The organism is Neobacillus sp. 204, assembly GCF_046562815.1.
GTDB lineage: Bacteria > Bacillota > Bacilli > Bacillales > Cytobacillaceae > Neobacillus.
The window spans coordinates 79,679-96,420 of sequence record NZ_JBJORY010000001.1 but is presented as its reverse complement, the minus strand read 5'-3'; the positions used below and the strand labels follow the sequence as shown (position 1 = coordinate 96,420).

General features: G+C 36.6%; 15 protein-coding genes. 6 read left to right on the top strand and 9 right to left on the bottom strand.

Going from position 1 to position 16,742, the window contains the following annotated elements; genetic code table 11:
- Positions 1 to 196: 196 nt before the first annotated feature.
- Complete coding sequence (locus tag ACJ004_RS00465; protein ID WP_410890500.1) at positions 197 to 1,069, top strand: peptidylprolyl isomerase; 873 nt, start codon at positions 197 to 199, stop codon at positions 1,067 to 1,069.
- Between the two features lie 42 nt (positions 1,070 to 1,111).
- Here the strand turns inward: ACJ004_RS00465 and ACJ004_RS00460 are convergent, their stop codons facing one another.
- The 6 genes from ACJ004_RS00460 to ACJ004_RS00435 form a co-directional block, all read right to left on the bottom strand.
- Positions 1,112 to 1,300 (bottom strand): sporulation YhaL family protein, encoded by a 189-nt coding sequence (locus ACJ004_RS00460; RefSeq protein WP_410890499.1) that lies wholly within the window; start codon positions 1,298 to 1,300, stop codon positions 1,112 to 1,114.
- Positions 1,301 to 1,409: 109 nt separating this feature from the next.
- Complete coding sequence (yhaM, locus tag ACJ004_RS00455; protein WP_410890498.1) at positions 1,410 to 2,354, bottom strand: 3'-5' exoribonuclease YhaM; 945 nt, start codon at positions 2,352 to 2,354, stop codon at positions 1,410 to 1,412.
- Positions 2,355 to 2,405: 51 nt separating this feature from the next.
- Positions 2,406 to 5,411: an ATP-binding protein gene (locus ACJ004_RS00450; protein WP_410890497.1), complete on the bottom strand. Its 3,006-nt coding sequence runs from the start codon at positions 5,409 to 5,411 to the stop codon at positions 2,406 to 2,408.
- A gap of 18 nt (positions 5,412 to 5,429) precedes the next feature.
- Complete coding sequence (locus tag ACJ004_RS00445; RefSeq protein ID WP_410890495.1) at positions 5,430 to 6,650, bottom strand: metallophosphoesterase family protein; 1,221 nt, start codon at positions 6,648 to 6,650, stop codon at positions 5,430 to 5,432.
- A 123-nt stretch (positions 6,651 to 6,773) separates the two neighbouring features.
- A complete protein-coding gene (locus tag ACJ004_RS00440; RefSeq protein WP_410890493.1) occupies positions 6,774 to 8,027 on the bottom strand; it encodes an ABC transporter permease in 1,254 nt (417 codons plus the stop codon).
- Positions 8,020 to 8,919, bottom strand: a complete 900-nt coding sequence (locus ACJ004_RS00435) for an ABC transporter ATP-binding protein (RefSeq protein ID WP_410890491.1) — start codon at positions 8,917 to 8,919, stop codon at positions 8,020 to 8,022. The genes ACJ004_RS00440 and ACJ004_RS00435 overlap by 8 nt, the downstream gene beginning before the upstream one ends.
- A 122-nt stretch (positions 8,920 to 9,041) precedes the next feature.
- On the opposite strand from ACJ004_RS00435, the gene ACJ004_RS00430 reads away from it, so the two are divergent.
- Positions 9,042 to 9,227, top strand: coding sequence for a YhzD family protein (locus tag ACJ004_RS00430; RefSeq protein ID WP_410890489.1), 186 nt, complete (start codon positions 9,042 to 9,044; stop codon positions 9,225 to 9,227).
- Positions 9,228 to 9,263: 36 nt separating this feature from the next.
- On the opposite strand, the gene ACJ004_RS00425 is transcribed toward ACJ004_RS00430, so the two are convergent.
- From ACJ004_RS00425 to ACJ004_RS00415, 3 genes are all read right to left on the bottom strand, one after another.
- Positions 9,264 to 10,055, bottom strand: coding sequence for an enoyl-CoA hydratase (locus ACJ004_RS00425; RefSeq protein WP_410890487.1), 792 nt, complete (start codon positions 10,053 to 10,055; stop codon positions 9,264 to 9,266).
- Positions 10,056 to 10,231: 176 nt separating this feature from the next.
- Positions 10,232 to 11,101, bottom strand: coding sequence for a Cof-type HAD-IIB family hydrolase (locus ACJ004_RS00420; RefSeq protein ID WP_410890485.1), 870 nt, complete (start codon positions 11,099 to 11,101; stop codon positions 10,232 to 10,234).
- Positions 11,102 to 11,285: 184 nt separating this feature from the next.
- The gene (locus ACJ004_RS00415; protein ID WP_410890483.1) at positions 11,286 to 11,633 is read right to left on the bottom strand and encodes a YlbF/YmcA family competence regulator; all 348 of its coding nucleotides are present in this window, start codon (positions 11,631 to 11,633) and stop codon (positions 11,286 to 11,288) included.
- A gap of 180 nt (positions 11,634 to 11,813) precedes the next feature.
- Here ACJ004_RS00415 and ACJ004_RS00410 point away from each other — a divergent pair, with 180 nt between their 5' ends.
- Genes ACJ004_RS00410 through ACJ004_RS00395 form a run of 4 tightly spaced genes read left to right on the top strand, consistent with a single transcriptional unit; the run spans position 11,814 to position 16,686 of the window.
- The gene (locus ACJ004_RS00410) at positions 11,814 to 13,196 is read left to right on the top strand and encodes a YheC/YheD family endospore coat-associated protein (protein ID WP_410890482.1); all 1,383 of its coding nucleotides are present in this window, start codon (positions 11,814 to 11,816) and stop codon (positions 13,194 to 13,196) included.
- Position 13,197: 1 nt separating this feature from the next.
- The gene (locus tag ACJ004_RS00405; protein WP_410890480.1) at positions 13,198 to 14,301 is read left to right on the top strand and encodes a YheC/YheD family endospore coat-associated protein; all 1,104 of its coding nucleotides are present in this window, start codon (positions 13,198 to 13,200) and stop codon (positions 14,299 to 14,301) included.
- Positions 14,279 to 15,643, top strand: coding sequence for a YheC/YheD family endospore coat-associated protein (locus tag ACJ004_RS00400; RefSeq protein ID WP_410890479.1), 1,365 nt, complete (start codon positions 14,279 to 14,281; stop codon positions 15,641 to 15,643). The genes ACJ004_RS00405 and ACJ004_RS00400 overlap by 23 nt, the downstream gene beginning before the upstream one ends.
- Complete coding sequence (locus ACJ004_RS00395; RefSeq protein ID WP_410890477.1) at positions 15,640 to 16,686, top strand: YheC/YheD family endospore coat-associated protein; 1,047 nt, start codon at positions 15,640 to 15,642, stop codon at positions 16,684 to 16,686. The genes ACJ004_RS00400 and ACJ004_RS00395 overlap by 4 nt, the downstream gene beginning before the upstream one ends.
- The last annotated feature ends 56 nt before the right edge of the window (positions 16,687 to 16,742 follow it).

Here is a 16,742-nt window from a genome sequence, read left to right as displayed (position 1 = left end):
TTTTTCATTTACTACGATATACTATTCAACGAGCCGTCAATTCGTTTAGGCACTTCCCATTTTTTTTTGAAAAGTTCAACTTCCTTATTGTGAAAAATTTCAAAAAATAATCATGGTTATTATTTTTGCAGTAGTTACCATTTATGTTATAGTAGAGTTTGTGGACAAGAAATTACTGTTTAGGAGAGATTTCATCATGAAAAAATGGATATTAGCCCTTACATTAACCGGTGGAGTACTTGCATTAAGTGCATGTAATCAAAATGGTTCTGATACAGTGGCAGAGAGCAAAGTTGGTAACGTTACACAAGAGGATCTCTACAATACGATGAAGGAAAAGTATGGTAATCAAGCCCTTCAGCAATTAGTGTATGAAAAAGTACTGTCAAAGAAATACAAGGTCACTGATAAGGAATTAAATGCAAAAATCGATCAATTAAAGGCAGATCTTGGTGCAAATTTTGAAACTACTCTTGCGCAGTACGGCTATAAAAGCGAAGAAGATTTGAAGAAAACCATGAAGTTAGGCATGATGCAGGAAAAGGCTGCAATGAAAGGCGTTACGGTAACTGAAAAAGAATTAAAGGATTACTATGCTACTTATCAACCAGAAATTAAGGCTCGTCATATTCTTGTTGCAGATGAAAAAACGGCTAAAGAAGTGAAGAGCAAGCTTGATAAGGGAGAAAAATTTGAAGATGTTGCAAAGAAATATTCAACTGATGAAGGTACTAAGGAGAACGGTGGAGATTTAGGCTGGTTCGGTACTGGTAAAATGGATCCTGATTTTGAAAAAGCTGCATATGCATTAAAAGTTAATGAAATTAGTGGTCCTGTTAAGTCACAATTTGGTTACCATATTATTCAATTAACTGATAAAAAAGAAAAAAAACCATTTGCTGAAATGAAGGACGAAATCGAAACTAAAGTAAAATCTTCTAAATTGACTACAGAAGAAATCAATAAAGCGATGCAGCGTGAACTTAAAGATGCTGATGTAAAAGTTAGTGATAAAGACTTAAAAGATGCACTTAAACCACAAACTGGAACTGCAGCTGCTGCACAATAAAACATAAAAAGCGGAAACGCCTTTAAAGGCGCTTCCGCTTTTTTATTCCCCTGCCACTTCAAGTTCTTCCCGTTTTTCTCTTTCACGTTCGAGACGTTTCATATATATTTCGCCTTCCTGCTCAATGTTTTCCATTTCTAACTGTCGTTCTTCCCTTCCTGTTTTTAAAGCCATTAGTGCACTTATTACAATACCAACCACAACTGCATATACCCAAATAGGAATAGTCAATTTATCTTGCTCCTTTCATAGTGGTTGTCCACTTTTACTAAATCATATTCGTTTAATATGAAATTATGAACTTATGGGCAAAAAAAAATAACCCCTAAAAGAGGTTATTTTACTTGTGAAACACCGGCTTATAAAAGGAGCGATTCTCTAACGCAAAAATTCTTTCTGTAAATTCACCTGGCTTCACTCTTTCCAAGGCTCGGTCAAGCATATTCATTTTCGCGTCAAGATTATCGATATAATGCAGAATTTCTGCTTCTTTAATCATTGGTGGTTTTGGACTTCCCCATTCAGCCTTTCCATGATGACTTAGTACAAGGTGTTGAAGAATAAGTACTTCTTCACCGGAAATACCTAGCTCTTCCGCTGCTTTACCTATTTCATTGATCATTATCGTAATATGACCTAGTAAATTCCCTTCAATTGTATATACCGTTGAAATCGGACCTGAAAGTTCCAGAACTTTACCCATATCATGCAGAATAACTCCTGCATAGAGTAAATCTTTATCAAGACTAGGATAAAGATTGGCAATTGATTTAGCTAAGTCGAGCATACTAACAACATGAAACGCAAGTCCTGATACAAATTCATGATGATTTTTTGTTGCTGCTGGAAATTCTAAAAAGGCCTGCTGGTGCTTTTTAATTAAATGTCGTGTTATTCTTTGGATATTAGGGTTTTTCATGTCAAAAATATATTGAGTGAGTTTACCTGCCATTTCTTCTTGGCTCAATGGTGCGGTCTCTAAAAAGTCATCCAACTTAACGTCATCAGATGGCCCTGTCCGTCGAATTTGGCGGATTTTCAATTGATTTTTCCCTCGATAATTTTGGACATCGCCTAATATTTTTACTATACTTTGCGGAGCGTAGCTCTTTCCATCCTCATCATTAATATCCCAGAGTTTTGCCTCTATTTCCCCGCTTTTATCTTGAAGAATAAGTGTCAAAAAAGGTTTACCGTTACTTGCAATCCCTTTGGTTGAACTTTTAATAAGTAGAAATAATTCTACCTGCTCTCCAACTTCATGCTTTAATATTCCTTTACCCATATGATTCACGTCCTTCCCACTAGTAAGAGTATAACATATCCTATTATGACTCTATGAAATTATCTGAACAGCACCTTTTTCTAGAAAAAGCACATTTTCCCTTTGAAAAAAGTCCAGCAAATGTTTATGACAAGTAAAAAATAATAGTTGATTTGTTTCCATTCCTTTAAGTAGTTCAAGCACTTTTCCCGTTCTTTTCGCATCAAAATTAACGAAACTATCATCGATAATAATTGGAAACTGATATTTCTCGTAAACTGTAACGGCAAAGGAAAGCCGAATGGCTACGTATAACTGTTCGGTTGTTGCTTGACTTAGTTCATTTGCCTCAAAGATGGTCCGATCCTTTCGTTCAACTAAGAAACCTGAACCAGTATTTTGCAAGTGAATTCTTTGATAGTTTCCATCAGTGAGAAATGACAAATATTCTTCCGCTTTCGAAATCATCCTTGGTAAATGTACGTTTTTATACTTTTCAATCGTATTCCAGAGAATATCTTGGGCTATGCAGTAGACAGACCACTCCTTTACTTCCTCTTCAAGCTCAAATTTTTTCTGCTTAAAGTGATGGAGAATATCTGAATACACACCGCCCTCTTCTAATACTTGAATCTCGTACTTGATGGAAGCATGTTCTTCCTGAAGTTCTTTTAGTTTAATTTCCAATTCATGAACTTGTTGATTACATTCAGCAATTAATTCTTCACATTGATGCATTTGGAGGAAAGTTTCCCTCTCTAACTCTGAGAGGATTGAATATTGCAGCTGGCTCCGTAGCGATTCAAGCCTTTCCCACAGTTTTCCTTTTTTTTCTGCTTTAGCGCCAAGTTCATAAAATTGTTCCTCTGATTCCACCATTGCCGAAGAGAGGAGGTTGTTAAATTCGGTTTGTAGATGCTTAAATGCTTGTGTCTTTTGCTCTAGATCTGCTTTAAGATCGCTAATTTTTACTAGTCTCTCCTGATTCACAATTTGCTTACCATGTTCGTCCTTCAACTTATTGCGCAGTAAATAGGCTGCATTGTATAAATCTAAGCCTTTTTCATGTAAATAAAGATTCACAAAATGCTGAAGACCTTTATTTATTTTTTCCTGTTGCTGATCTATTTGTTGAAGTCTGGAATGGCAGTGTTTTTTCTCTCTGCTAATTAACTTATACTGTTCAATTAGTTTAAAAGCTTCCAGTAAAAAGGATTCTGCAATATACTCAGGTATTTTCAGTTCACGGCTAATGGAAACTAGCTTTTCATTCGTTTGGGCTTTCTCTAACTCCCATTGTTCGAATTTTGCAATGATCTTTTCATATTGAGAATGTTGGTGTTTTAACTTAATTTTTACAATTTGAAGCTCTTCTCCCCGTTGATTATCCACGGCTAATTGTTCTTCTAGTCTAGAGATTTCTATATATTTTGTTGATTGTAATTTTTGCTTTAACAGTTCTTCTTTTTCTCGTAACCGATTTAACTTTTGATTAAGTTCTTCATCTTCCGGCTGCTGCTTAATTCTTGTCATTAATAGAATTAAAAATATACAACCGAGTGTCCCTATCGTAACTAAAACCCATTGCTTTGAAAACAATCCATAAAGAGAAACAGCAATTAAAATAACTTCAAAAAGTAAAAACTGATATTTCTTCTGCTTTCCTTCTCTAACTATAGTCTCTTTTTCTCGTTTACTGACCTGTTGATAGAAGTCTATCTTGTCTCGTAAGGAGCTTAATTCTCCTTCAATGCCTTGCTTATCATTTTCCGAATTTACCTGCTCCTCAAGAGCTTGCCGTTCTTGCTTTGTAAGAATCTGTCTCTCGGAAGATCGGACCTCTTTTTCGATTTCCTCCAATCGGCCTTTTTCTTCTTGATATTGATTCTCTAATTCTTCCTTAACTTCTTTTAGCTTTTGTATTTTCCCAGATACAACTTCAACCTGGTTTTTCATATAAATATTTGTATTAATAGCAAAGATATCTTCTTCATCTATGTTTAAATGAAGTTTTTCCCTAGTAATTGATAGCTCTTCTTCTAACGCTAACAGATTTGTTTCGCACTGCAGTTTTTCCTGCTTTAATTGGTCATAGACAGGAACCTGATCAAGTAAGGCTAAAAGGTCAGGTTCATGTTTAAGAAATTCTTGGTCGGGCTGTATCCCTGCTACTTCTTCTTTCAAATTTCTAATTCTTTCAGAAATGCTATTAATCTCTGCGTTATAAGGATGGATAAGTTGATTGATTTTTTCGATTCTCTCAATCCCACGAACAGGAAATTCCACTTCTCCTAATTCGTTAAGCTCTTTCATTGTCCACTTTTCATCTTTGACAATGGATTCGATCCTTTTCCACTCATTTAGTTTTTCTATCTTTTCTCTTATCCCCTGTAAAGAACAGTTTACATCGTTCATTTCCTGTTGTAGCCATTCTTTCTTTTCTACTAAGTTTGTATAATTTCTATTTTTGCCTTCTGCAATTTTCAATTCTTTATTTATTTCATGAAGTGCTTGTAACTTTTCATTCAATATGGGTTTCTTGCCAGACGGCTTAAAACGAGTATCCAGCTCTTTCTGCAGAACTACTTCTGTTTTTGACAACCTTTCTGTTCCTAATGTCCCCGCGGAAAATAGGAATTTTCCAATCTCCTCACTTTTCATCTGATGTATATTTTGTAACCCATGCAAATTAAAAGAAAAAATAGATTGGAATAAGTTTTTATCAAAGTTTGCTGTTAATTCCTTAAGTAGTTCTTCACCACCCATCTTACCATTGTCCATAAAGACCTTAACATCCCCAGCAGCTTTTCCCTTTACTCGTTCAATTACTGCACCACCGTAATCTTCATGGGAAACTCTGATTTTACCGCCGTATTTGGTACTTTGTTTTGGTTCGTAACGGAGCTCGGCTGTTTGTTGTTTTGTGGGGAAACCGAAAAGGATGCTATGGATAAAGGCCATAATCGTGGACTTTCCAGCTTCGTTTTCTCCATAGAAAACTTGAAAATCATGAAGGTCCGTTATTTCCACATTCTCTAATTGGCCAAAGCCATATATATGCAACTCTATAATTTTCAAATCTCCTCACTCCTTTCTCTATGATTGATAAAGTAAATCGATAAGCAATTTCTCTGCTTTGTTAACCAGCTCTTTTTGCTCAGCAGTTGATAAATGTGCGATATATTTTCTCCCTAATTGATGTTCGTATAGGGGGGACAAGGCTGTCTCTACATTGTCATAATGGTCAACTGTTTGAAATAGTTCAGCAAAAAAGTTTGCGTCACTTTTTAACTTCTCTTTATCTATTTCCTGCCCTTTAACCATAGTTAAGTCCACAACCCAAACAAAGGATTCCTCTTCTTTTTCCTCTTCTAGTAGTAGTTCTAACAGTTCGCCCTTCACGCTTCTTTGTTCACGCTCATCCATTAATTGAATATTTTTCAAGAATAGAGATAATAACGTTCCCTTTTGTTCCCTTCGCACACTATTGATGGTTGTTTGGCATAAGTGTAAAACCTCGAGGAAGTTTTTTGCAGAAGCAGCATCAATCATTATTTCTTCCCAGATAATATCGGACGTTTCTAAAAAATTCATTTCCTTATCAAGATCTGTTAATGTGATATGATAAATACCTTTCACACCGGTTTCTTTCTTATTCCTTCCTTGAATATTACCTGGATAGATAATCGGCGGAGTTTCAGATAGAACAGCCCTTTTATGGATATGCCCTAAAGCCCAATAATCAAAATCTTTTTGATGTAAGTCGCTAATGGAAAAAGGCGCATAGTTATCGTGCTCAACTCCTGCACTTACATTTCCATGCAGAATCCCGATATGAAAGTCTGCACCATCTTTCTTTATATAATCATCAATTTTTCTATCATAGACATGCCGTGTCGGATAACTAAAGCCATAAAGATTAACGATATCACCATTCTTGGTATGTAAAACTTTGGTTTCTACCTCACTATTAAACACATGAACATTTGAGGGTAGGTCCAAGTGAACCCATGTTCCATTTAAATGGTCATGATTCCCGTGGATAACATAAACTGGAATACCCTCTTCAGCCAACTTAAGCATCTCTATCCGAAACCGAGATTGTGCGCGTAGGCTGCGATCCTCACCATCGAATAAATCGCCAGCTATAATGACAAAGTCAACCTGATGGTTAATTGCAGCCTCAGTCACCTTTTTTAAGGCTGTAAAGGTACTCTCTTTCACTCTAGTAAAGATATTTGGCGGCAAGTGCTTTAAGCCCACCATCGGGCTGTCCAAATGCAGGTCTGCTGCATGGATAAATGATATCTTTTTCATAAAATATTCCTTTCACATCTTTTCTCCATTGTAGCACCACTGAAATACGAATGCACGTTCTTGTCTGTCTTTTAATGAAAAAAAGAGCATTTACCGACTGGTAAATACTCTTTTCTCTCTTCTTTATTTATTCTTTGTTAATTGTAATGCTTTTTTAATATCTTTAAATGAGTTTGATTGTCCGTACATTAATACACCGCCACGATATACTCGAGCACCAAATATAGCTAAGAATGTAATAGTCGCAACTAAGACTCCAATTCCTACTAGAGCCTCCCAGGCTGGAATTATCAACATTCCCACTCTCAGAAACATGATCATCGGTGTAAAGAACGGGATGAACGATGTCACCGTTATGAACGGAGCATCAGGCTTCCCTAAGCCAAACATAGCAATCATAAACCCGGCTACCACAAGCATTGTCATCGGCGTAATCATTTGTTGAACATCTTCGATTCTGCTGACCAGTGACCCGAGAAATGCTGCAAGTGTTGCATAAAGGAAATAGCCTAGAATAAAGAAAATAACAGCATAAATAATCGTTGATAGTGGAATATCACCAAACCCATATACACCGAAGAATCCTTCTTTTAAAGACTCCATATTTTGTTTAAACGAAAAATAACCTACTGACAGAAATACAGCCAGCTGTGTAAGGCTTAATAAACCTATTCCAATTATTTTTGCAAACATCTGTTTTATGGGCGAAACACTTGAAATTAAAATTTCCATTACCCTAGACGACTTTTCTGTCGCTACCTCCATCGCAATCATATTTGCGTACATGATTACTGAAAAATAAATAATAAACAGCAAGACATAAACTAGACCACGCGCCTGATTTAGTTCCTCTTCTGTTTTAGCATTCTTCTCAAGAGCCATTTTTGTAAAAGATATTGGTTCATAGAGCTTTTCAAGCTGATCAGGTGTCAAATGAATCTGTGATGCAGCAAGGACCGTTTTTAATTGCTGAAGACCCGATTGGAGATCTGTAAACAATGGAGAATCTGCAATACTCATTGCTTTATATGTAGCGAACGGAAGTTTTTCCTCATTTAATTTAAGGAGTACCATCCCTTGGTAACTTCCTTCTTTAACTTCCTTTTCAGCCTCTGCTGCAGTGCCTTCAAATAGAGTTAGTTTTACATCTTTATTAATTGTACTAACTTGCTTTTTAAATGGTTCGTATAGTTGGCCCGTTTCATCAATGACTGCCACATTTTCTTTCCCGCCATTTTTATCAAAGATATCAATGATATTTTGTAAATTTGTTAAGGCTAAGACAATTGCCAATGTTAAAAGGGTTGTGATGATAAACGATTTTGTTTTTAATTTATTCAAATAGGTGTGGAACAAAATAATCCAAAAATTATTCATATGAGCCACCTATTTTCTCGATAAAAATATCATTTAATGTTGGCTCTTCAAGGGCAAATTTCCGAATAAAACCTTGATTGACAATTTCCTTAAGAATATTTTCTGCTATGGACTCTCCTTCAATTTGCAGAAGAATTCCTTCCATAGTAGCTTTATACTTAACAACACCAGGATAATCTTTTAAGAAATCTAATGGAAAATCTGCATGGATTACGAGGTTCTTTTTACCAAAGGAACGCTTTATTTCTTTTAATGAACCATGCACTACTGGGCTCCCTTTATGCAAAATACAAAGATGTTCACACATTTCCTCGACATGCTCCATCCGATGGCTCGAGAATACGATGGTTGCACCATTTTCTCTCAAGGATAAAACTGCGTCTTTCAACATTTCCACATTAACTGGATCTAGTCCGCTAAATGGCTCATCCAAGATTAGTAATTTAGGCTTATGGACGACAGCCGCAATAAATTGAATTTTTTGTTGGTTCCCCTTGGAAAGCTCTTCAACTTTTTTATTTTCATACTCGGGAATTTTAAATCGTTCCAGCCATGACTTTAATTCTATAAGCACTTCAGATTTTTTCATCCCTCTTAACCGGGCAAGATAGACGATTTGGTCACGAACCCTTAGTTTTGGATACAAACCTCTCTCTTCGGGAAGATAGCCGACCAAGCGACTGGTGGAATAATCAATTGGCTTCCCATCCCAAGTAATCCTTCCACCGCTAGTGTCGAGTAATCCTAAGATCATCCGAAAGGTTGTTGTTTTCCCTGCACCATTAGCCCCTAAAAAGCCAAACATTTCTTTTTCAGGAATCACTAAAGATAAATCATCCACGGCAGCAAAATTTCCGAACCGTTTCGTGACATGTTCAAGTTTAAGAACCATTTTACACACTCCTCTCCATTTTATTACGAATATAACAATTTTTGGTTTCATTTTATTTTTGCGCAATTTTATAAATTATGTGAAAATAAATAGTATCAAGATTTTTTTAAGGGGTTGTTGAAATGAAAACGTATAAATTAACTGCATTTGAACGCAACGGGGAAAAGATATTAGACGAATCCTTCCAGGCTGAACATGATGATGAGGCAAAAGAAATCGGTGAAAAACTGTTATCAGAAAAAAGCCTATTAGAACGTACACACCGATGCGCTTCACCAAGCGGTAAGCTCATACTTTTCCACTCCTAGTTACAAAAAAAACAAAGAAGCCATCGGCTTCTTTGTTTATTTCCCTATAAATCTAGGCGGTCTTTTTTCAATAAATGCTTGAATTCCTTCTTGGTGATCTATCGTTTCACGCATTTTTTGTTGGGAGTATTTTTCTAATTCTAAGATTTTCAGTAAATATGGACGATGCATATCTGCTAATATCTTTTTCGTTTTAATCATTGCCTGAACAGGGCGGCTTAACCAATCTGCGATTCTAGCATCTAATGTCTCCTGAAGCTTACCAGTCGCGACTTCTTCGATTAAACCTAAAGCAAATGCCTCTTCAGCATTCATCATTTTCCCGTCCCAGATTACCTGTTTCGCTTTTGTTTCTCCCAATTTTTTCTCTAAAAAGAAATGGGCCCCGCCATCTGGAATCAAACCGATCCCGATAAAATTCATTGCTAGCTTACTATTTTTTTCAGCGATAATATGGTCAGTTGCTAGCGCAAGGCTAAAACCTAAGCCTGCCGCAGCACCTGTAACAGCACTAATTGTTAGTTTAGGCATGCTGTAAAGTGTAATAATTAGTTCGCTAATGCTGTCCATAACTGGATAGAAATCACTTTCGTTCATGTTTGAAAGCATGGTTTTAATATCGCCGCCTGCTGAAAAGGCTCTTCCTTTTCCTGTTATAACGACAATATCAATTTCATCCGATTCGCTAATTTCCTTTAGCTTACAGACAAGCCCCTTAATCATATCTGAATCCATGGAGTTTAAAGACTCTGGTCTGTTCATTTCTATTGTCGCCACACGCCCTACAATATTAACATTCACCTTATCCGTTATAAAGTTTATCGACACGTGAAACCCTCCCATCCTCTTGAATCAATTCCATTATATATGGAATTGAGGAGATAAATATATAAAAGTTTTTTAAAAATAGTGAATTTTCTATCTGTCGAATATCTTATTCACAAATCGACAAGCTTAAAAACGAAAAAGATATCAACGACAAATCTCGTTGATACCTTTTTTGTTTATTTTTTGATAATATTCATCTTTCTTAAAAACTCAATTGGTTGTTGCTTTCTAAAGTGTTCTTTAACCATATACGCAACACCTTGTTCATTCTGTGACCTTGTGACCCAATCTGATGCTTTCTTCACTACGAACTCAGCATTCCACATCGATACTCCCAGACCAACAGCTTCAAGCAAGGGAATATCATCTATGCCATCACCGATATAGACCATTTCTTTTCTTTGAATTCCTAGTTGGCTCGCAAGGTATGATAATCCTGATAACTTTGAAACACCCGTTGGGACAATATCTAACCTTAAAGAATCCAGCTCAATTAAATCAATCTCTGTATACATTTTTCTAAGTGCCTTTTTCGCATCTTGAAGATCGCTCTCTTCTTCAAAATAAACTTCAATCTTTGGAGGGCTCACTGGCTGGTCATGTAAATATTCAGTAAGTGACGAAACAAATTGCTGCGAATAGAATACCGGATCTCCTGAGGTAAAAACAGTTTTATTTAACAAATTATTATTAAGTTTTAATTTATTTGCTAATGAAAATTGTTCGTGAACAAGACGAATTTGACATGGCAGCGCCTCTAAGAAGCTTATTGTATCGTAGGCGATATCCTCATTTATCCTTTTTACATAAATTGGTTTGTCCTCAGAACTTGCAATAAATGCACCTTGATGGGTAATAAGGGGTGATTTTATTCTTAACGCCTTAGCTACCTTTCTTGCGGAGGGAAAACTCCGTGATGTAACAAGCGTGACATATATTCCTTTTTGCTGAACATATTCAATTGCCTCTTTTGTTGATTTATGGATTTTTCCGTTTGTTTGAAGAAGTGTGCCATCAATATTTAACGCAAGCAAGCGATAGATCATTACGTTGCCCCCTGTTCTTGGTGAAATAGCCTTTATAACACTTTTATGATTTTTTAGGCATTTGTAGAACAGAAAAGCAGTGCTTACTTTACTGGTCATTTCGAATCAAGCGATTTTCGAAAAACCAGGGTTTTCGAAAAGAAAAAGCCTTCGGTATTCTTTCCGAAGGCTTGCTGTTTTTAGTTTACATTTTTCCGTATAAATCTTCTAAAGGTTTCATAATTACTTTGTTTAGTTCCTCAATCACCATGCTCATCCGTTGTTCCGCTTGCATTAACCTTGCAATTTTTTCATTTTGCTGAACGAGTCCTACGGTTGACTGTGCTTGTTGTATCTCTTGTTCAGAAATAATCTGCCCCGCCATTTGTTTCTGTTGCAGGTCCATTTGAATTTGACGGAACTTATCAAACATTTGTTTTGCTGTTGGATCAGCATTTACTTCTTTGTAAGCCTGTTGTAGTTGTGTATATTCATCACTTTGACGAATGGCTGTTTCTAACGCATAGGCGGAATCATATAAATTTACTGCCATTGGGATCCACTCCTTTTTAAAAATACGCTTTTCTAATCCGAATCAACTATAACAAACTATTCACCAAATTGCGAGAATGTTCATATCACCATCTAGATTCATGTAACATACATTACTATATCAACTAATGCCCATAAAGAAAAACTGGTTCCAATTATTGATTGAAATTGAGGAATGCATATGTTTTTTCCATTAACTCAGGTTACCATCAAGCCAAGAAAACCTAAGAATAAGAACGACAGTCTTGTGCAAATGTCTAACCAATTGTTTACTAGTTTAGGGTTAAAAAAGAATTTTCAATTGAATATAAAATTAGGAAAGAAGACGATACAAACAACTGTCCAAACAGTCGAGCTTGACCAAAAAGATTTGATGCTTATACCTGAACATATTCTTATAAATTTTTGTCTCCCCATCCAAAGCTATAAATTTCAGGCAATCTTTCGTCCTGATTTTCAAACACTCGAGCTTGGACCTTTGATTGGGCTATTAACTGATTTCCCTTCCAAAAAACAGGAGGAGCCACACTTTCGGTCGATTCATGCTTTTTGCGAGGAACTTCATCAAGGTATTACTGATACAGGTGGCTTTTTTTTCGTTTTTTCATATGATGAATTTTTAAATCGAGGTTATTACCTGATTAACGGGAAATGGAGTCCGTTTGAGCATCCTATACCTGATGTGATTTACAACCGGATCCATTCCCGCAAACTTGAACACTCTGAACAATTTAGGCACTTTCGTAACAGAATTGAAACCTTGCAGATTCCATTGTTTAATGAACGCTTTCTGTCAAAATGGGAAGTATATAATCAAATATTTCAAGAAAATAACCTCTTTCCCTATATACCAAAAACGAAAATCTACACAAAAGAGCACCTGTATGAACTTGCTCAAGAATTTGAAACAGTTTTTATTAAACCTGTTCATGGCAGTCAAGGGAGAAATATTATCAAATTGACCAAGGAAGATGAAAACCACTACACCTTACAATCCTCGATTACATCACTTAACAACAATTCTAGTAATAAAGTCTTCTTAGACGAAATCCACCACCTAATTAAGCCTTTTCTCCATAATCGATTTTATCTTATTCAACAAGGTGTTGAATTAGCTAGCTATGAATCATGTTCGATGGACTTTAGGGTGTTATGTCATAAAAATCTGAACAACCATTGGCAAGTTACCTCTATTGTGGCAAGGGTCGCAGCAAGTGACGAGTTCGTTTCCAACATTGCAAGAGGAGGAAGAATACTTAGACCGTTAAATGTTCTACGTACAAGTGTAGGGACTAAAAAATCATTAGAGGTACTCGCACTTATGAAGGAATTAGCCCTTGAAACAGCTTCGATTATTAGTAACTCTTCAACAGGGATCACAGGAGAACTTGGGATTGATATTGGCGTGGACCAATACGGAAAGCCATGGATCATTGAAGTAAACTCGAAACCTTCGAAAAACTTTGAGGATGGATTAGGAAAAATAAGACCATCAGCAAAAGCGCTCATTCAATTTTGTACGTTGCTTGCATTTGATTCGATAATAGAAAAGGAGGATCAGTAAAGTGATTGTATTTGGAATAATGACAACAAGCATGGAGAGTGAGCCGGCATATATAACCGACATCGCTAACCTTGCAGAATCCTGTGGGATGGAATGCTATCGCTTCATCCCTACCAACATAAATCCACTTACACTACAAGTAAATGGAAAAAAATTCATTCCATCAACAAAATCCTGGGTCGACAATGAGTTTCCCATTCCTGCGATTGTTTATGATCGCTGTTTTTATGGTGATGATGACCACTCAAAGCAATGTATCCCGATTGTATCTTGGCTAAAGAACAGACCCGATATAACCTTTTTAGGCTATGGGCTCCCAAATAAACTAGACCTCTATGAAGTATTAAAAAGTACAGTATTATCAGCTTACTTACCTCTGACTCAATCGGCTTCCAATACGAATATCGTGTTAAATGAATTAACAATTAAGAAACGAATTATTTTAAAGCCAATTAATGGTTCTCAAGGCAACGGCATTTATTATTTGAAGAAAAACAACAAATCTTGGCATGTTAAAACGGAAAAACACAAAAATATAATTTCACGGATTTTCCCTAATGAAACTAAGCTCACTAAATGGCTACAACCACTTATCAGCAAACGACCGTACCTAATGCAACCGTATTTAGAATTATCTAATGATGAATTACAGCCATTTGACCTTCGCATTCTCTTACAAAAAAGGCATGATGGAAAATGGGGAGAAATGGGCAGAGGTATTCGAATCGGGAGTACTGGAGGGATCCTTTCGAACTTAAGTGCAGGTGGTTCCATTCTTCCATATGCTGATTGGTCATCCTCTTTTCTGCCCGCTAAAAAAGAGTACATCAATCAGGAAATAGAGTACATTCTTTCTAATCTCCCTCCTATTCTTGAAAATGCCTTTTTACCGTTATTTGAGATCGGCATCGATATTGGAATAGCAAAAAACGGATCTATTTGGATTCTAGATATCAATTCGAAGCCTGGCCGGAAGGTCCTCCTTCATACACAGCCAGACATAAAGGAGACATTAAACCTTGCCCCACTGCTTTATGGAAAACACTTAAGTCAGTTGGATTTAAAAGAAAGGAAGAGCTATTATGAGAAAACACTATCTCATTGAAGTTGCTCAAAATGATCAATTAGTGGTGTTCGTTCCTCCGGCAATGCTGCGAGAAAAAGAGTTAACACGGCTTGCCTTTGGCTCAAGATCTTTAGAGGTTGATTTTATCCCACATCCTGATCATGATGATCGGATTTCCATAAGCCGGAAAATTCAACAAGCACTCCAATTTCCTAGTTTCAACATTCCACTACATGTCTTTTACGATATGCAAACTCTTATGATTGGTCCACTTGTAGGTATTTTTACAGCAGGATTTACTTCCTTACCATTAGAACCGATTGGTGATCGAACACAGTTTTTTTCAAAACTCCTATCCGTTAATAAAATGGTGGGTGCCATACCATTTGTGTTTGGAGAACAGCATATTGATTGGGATCTTGGCACCATTAAAGGGTATTTTTATCATAATAGCGGTTGGGAGTCGGTTGACATTCCCTTTCCTAATGTTATTTATGATCGCCTTCCAAATCGAAGAAGCGAAAACAACCCACGATTAATTAAAGTGAGGGAACGATTGCAAAAAGAGTATCTTATCCCATGGTATAATCCCGGATTTTTCAATAAACTGGACATTCATGAAAGGCTTATTCAGGACGATACCGTTTCTAATTTCCTTCCTGAAACATTACCATTTTCATCCTTCTCCTCCATCGAAACGATGCTATCTAACCATGGTCATGTTTTCATCAAACCTAAAAATGGCAGTCTCGGTTTAGGTGTACACCAAATTATTTACGATAAACACAGTGATGATTATTTCTGCCGATACCAAGATGCAAGTGGTGTAAATCGATTGAGGAAATTTTCAAGTTTAGAACGCTTAATGGCGACCGTATTTGCGAATCAATCCCTAGAAAACATGCTTGTACAACAAGGAATTAATTTACTCCGAAGTGAATCCCGTTCCATTGATTTTCGAGTCCACACCAATAAAGATGATTTGGGCAATTGGCATGTGTCTGCGATGGCGGCAAAAATTGCAGGACCAGGCAGCGTGACAACACATACAAGAAACGGTGGAGATATCAAGATAATGGAAGAGATTTTCTCTACTGAGGAATGTATTTTGTATAATGAGAGACTCTCCAATGCCGCATTGCTTCTGAGCGATGCGTTGGATCAGCATGTAGAAGGCATTATTGGTGAAATTGGTTTTGATTTAGGTATCGATCGAAAAGGTGAAGTTTGGCTCTTTGAAGCTAATTCCAAACCTGGAAGAAGCATCTTTACTCATCCCGAGTTAAAAGATTTCGATTTGCTAACCCGAAAATTATCAATTGCATTTGCGGTCTTTCTTACCGAGCAATCCTTATTACACCCAGAGGGGTTATTCAAATGAACACCCATTATTCAGGTCCTCTAATTGGGATTATGACGGTAAGAAAAGCAAATGGTTCCATTGCCGGAAATGGCCCGCTTTTTATAGCATTGCAAAAAAAGCTTATTTCACTAGATGGAGTAAGCTTTGTTTTTACACCAGAAGAAGCAAATACAGATCTTATTACAGGCTATACTTTTTTACCTGAACAAAATCACTGGGTAAAGGAAAAATTTCGCTACCCAGACCTAGTATATAACCGAATTCCTTTCCGTAACTCTGAACAAAGCGAGCAATGCCAGCAGTTTCTTGCCCTATTAAAGGAGAAAAATATCCCCTTTTTTAATCCATGTTTTATCGATAAATACGAATTATATGAAGTGCTTAAAAACCATCCGCTTCTGCAAACTTTCCTGCCACAGACCATCCTTATCCAAGGGAAAAGGGACTTGTTCAATTTTCAAAAGAAGCATAAAAGTATTTATTTAAAGCCTGCCCAATCTTCAAAAGGAAAAGGTATTTTTCGCTTAAAGTGGACTGGCGCTTCTAAACTTCAATTAGACGGAATTCATCAGCATGAAATATATAAATCCCTTGATCATTTCTGGGAAAAATGGGGCCAAAAATTGCTTATCAAAAACTACTTAGCCCAAGAGGAAATACAGTCCGCCCAGTATAAGGGAAACCGTTTCGATTTTCGGATCCTTGCCCATGCAAATGAAGCTGGATACATGGTAACAGGAGTTGGGATTCGGCAATCACAGGAACAAGACATTACTACACATATTCCATCCGGCGGCAGACTCTTGCCCTATGAACTTTTAAAATCACAGGAACATGATCGTTTTATTGAAACAATTGTCCCTGAAATTGGGATGGCATTATCTCACCGATTTGGTTATTTCGGAGAATTCTCTATTGACGCCGGAGTAAGCACGACTGGTCATTACTATATTTACGAAGTGAATTCCAAACCAATGAGCTTTGACGAAGTAGAAATAGAAGAAATGAAAATAGAGCAACTTTGCCGCTTATTCCTCCAACTCTCCAATTATGATAACTGACAGAAAATTCATATTTAAATATTCCCCCAAACAAGTTAAGCTATATGTAAGATCAT